We start from the raw sequence: 2,707 nt of genomic DNA on the forward strand, positions 1-2,707 counted from the left end.
GCATGCACTGGCGAAAGCCTATGGGAACGGGAAGCAAATCATCTCTGAGCCTGTCACGCTGGGAGAGACTGGCACCTGGAAAAATATTGATGCTCTGGCCAACCATCTGATTACTGAGCTTATTGCTGAGCCGTTTCGTGAAGATCCCCGTCTGGTTGTACTGGTTGGGGCAGAGCTGGCAGCACATCAACGCCTGAAGTTATTTAATGCCGCAGACCGCCCGGCTGATGTGAATGCTGCACAGATGGCTACAAGTTCTGTTGCTGGCCGCTTTGCGTTTATTCCCCCGTTTATGCCGGGTAAGCGTCTGGCAGTAACAACGCTGGATAATCTGCATATTTACACTCAGGCGATAACACGCTGGTTTCGTGCTGAGTTTGATGATGAAAACAGTGAATACGTACATTCCTACCTGCGCAATGAAGGCTATGCACTCGGTGAACCAGAACTGTACGCGGCTGTCGATGAGAGCGCCCTGACGTTTGCGGATTGACTTAGCGACAGAAAGACCCGCTCAGAGGCGGGTCTCGTTTACAGCATCAGGAAAAATGAAGAACTATTTTTAAGCAGAGGCTTAAGCATGCCAGCGTTAATTAATCCAGGCAATGATCAGTTTTCGGTTATAAATTTCTTGCCTCACCAGGAATGTGCGGGATATAGTTTAAAGGTTGCCGCAAAATCGGCAGCCGGGCGTAGGAACCCGTGTTATCTGAAGGCGATACTACACGCGCCAGGCGTGTTTTTTTGTGTCGCAGCTTTGACTCACCTAAAATTTATGGTGTGGTGGCTGATTGTATTTTTTTATTTTTTACGCCACATCATCAGTATTATGGTAGTCCAGGCGGGGCAGCTTTCGGGCTGGCCGGTATCCTTCAGAGCCGGTATTCCTACCCCCGTCTGGGCTACCACCCATGAGCGTAGGAACTCCGGTGGTAGCGTTACCCGCTATCTGAAGGAGGTTGCCATTATGGCTACAGTCCCTGCTTTATCTCACCCTGAATTTACCTTTGTCTTTCTGGCTGTCCGCCGTACAGACCGTGATGCCCGTCCACGTCCTGTGCGTGTAATCGCAGACTGTGAACATGCTGCACGCCTTAAACTTGCCACTGAATTTATCCTGAGCTTTGCTGCCCGTATCCCTGTGAAAAACGCCGGGGAGGTGGTTGCATGAAATCCATGAATTTTAAGCAAGGCTGCATATTGAGCGAACTGGGTGAGAGTCGTCTGTTACGGGCGGCACTGGCCAGTGAGTTTCTTGCAGAGATTCTGTCCGTTCCCACAGTGAATGGAGCGAGAACTGTTTCAGCGGAAGGCGCTGCGGCTTTAGTGGCCTGTATTGCCGAACAACTGGATGGCGCTGTTAAGGAAACCAGCACAATTAAGGGAGTGATGCGCGATGAATAATAATCAAAATTTAAAGGCGCATGCTTTACGAACAGCGGTCTTACGGTACTACATTGCTGATGCATTCATTTCCTTAATGGAGCGTGTTCATAATGAACCTGTTTATATTGAAGATGGCGAACGAATAGAACTCACCCACGAAAAAGTGGTGAGCAATATTATTTACCATATTGAAATGCCCTGGGTGAATGAGTTTGGGGCTGATGCTGGTTGCATACTGGCCGCAGAGAAACTGGAAAAAATGCTTAAACCGGGCTTTATGTCAGAAAATATTCGCCTGTCAGTTTTTGGTGTCACAGAGATGCGTGAGGTTTACCGGGATATTATTTTCGGTGCACCTGATGGCGAACTACCCGAAGGTTTTGAATTTGTGAAGCCGGAAGGTCAGGAGGTGCTGCTGTGAAAACACTGTCTGTATCCACTATTTCCGGGGCTGCGATTGGGCGCTGGCCTTATATCCTGTCAGCATTAGGTATCAAAGTACCGTCCGCAGGACATCATGGGGCTTGCCCTGCCTGTGGTGGCAAAGATCGCTTTCGACTGGACGATAAAGCGGGGCGTGGGACGTGGTTTTGTAATCAGTGCGGTCATGGCGATGGTCTTGATCTGGTTCGTCTGGTGACAGGAAGAAAGATAAAAGAAGCCGCCGGGATGGTATCTGAGGCGCTTGCATTACCAGAAATACAGGAGAAGCCCGCTTTGCCCGCCAGGAAAAAGGCCACAGGAAAAGAAGCGGGTGCGGAGCGATATACCAGACTCAGACAGCAGTCCTGCAATGGTGAGCCGGTCTATCTGACAAACAAGGGCTTACACGGGTATTCACTTCCCTTGCTGTCACAACCTTTGAATCTGGCCGGAATAACATTTTCCTCCGGTTCATTACTGCTGCCGTTGACGGATATCTCCGGGAATATTACCGGTGGTCAGCTTATCAATCCTGACGGGGATAAAAGTCTGCTGCCAGGTAGCCAGCTGTCTGGTGCATTCATTGCCCTGACCGATATACCCGCTGAAACACCTGAACAGGTGATTATCACTGAGGGTTTTGCCACGGCGCTTACCGTCAGTCTGCTGACTGAAGGATGGATCGTGGCGGCTGTTGCTGCCACCAATTTACTGAAGGTGACGGAGCAGATCCGAAAACGCTGGCCGGAAACCCGGATCATTCTGGCTGGCGATAATGATCTGGCTGACGGGAAAGAAAACACCGGGCGTATTCAGGCAGAGAAAGCCGCCAAAGCAGTGGATGGCTGGGTAACGCTCCCTCCGGTACGCCATAAGTCTGACTGGGATGATTATCGGC

At 50.4% G+C, this 2,707-nt stretch carries 5 protein-coding genes; all 5 read left to right on the plus strand.

Annotation, left to right across the window (positions count from 1 at the left end; genetic code table 11):
- Positions 1–493: P2 family phage major capsid protein (locus EHN13_RS21500; RefSeq protein WP_148085788.1), on the plus strand; the 493-nt coding region annotated here is incomplete at its 5' end.
- An 87-nt stretch (positions 494–580) separates the two neighbouring features.
- Positions 581–1,171 carry a host cell division inhibitor Icd-like protein gene (locus EHN13_RS21505; RefSeq protein WP_124022063.1) on the plus strand — a complete coding sequence of 197 codons (591 nt, stop codon included), beginning with the start codon at positions 581–583 and terminating at the stop codon, positions 1,169–1,171.
- Positions 1,168–1,404 carry a hypothetical protein gene (locus tag EHN13_RS21510; protein ID WP_044811043.1) on the plus strand — a complete coding sequence of 79 codons (237 nt, stop codon included), beginning with the start codon at positions 1,168–1,170 and terminating at the stop codon, positions 1,402–1,404. Before EHN13_RS21505 ends, EHN13_RS21510 begins: the two co-directional genes overlap by 4 nt.
- Entirely contained in the window at positions 1,397–1,807 is a 411-nt protein-coding gene (locus EHN13_RS21515) for a hypothetical protein (protein ID WP_001063903.1), read from the plus strand. The genes EHN13_RS21510 and EHN13_RS21515 overlap by 8 nt, the downstream gene beginning before the upstream one ends.
- Positions 1,804–2,707, plus strand: a 904-nt coding sequence (locus EHN13_RS21520) for a primase-helicase zinc-binding domain-containing protein (protein WP_211339289.1), incomplete at its 3' end; no start/stop codon positions are given. The genes EHN13_RS21515 and EHN13_RS21520, both read left to right, overlap by 4 nt.

Origin of the sequence: Citrobacter youngae, from assembly GCF_003818115.1 — a bacterium.
In the GTDB taxonomy this organism is placed as follows: Bacteria; Pseudomonadota; Gammaproteobacteria; order Enterobacterales; family Enterobacteriaceae; genus Citrobacter; species Citrobacter youngae.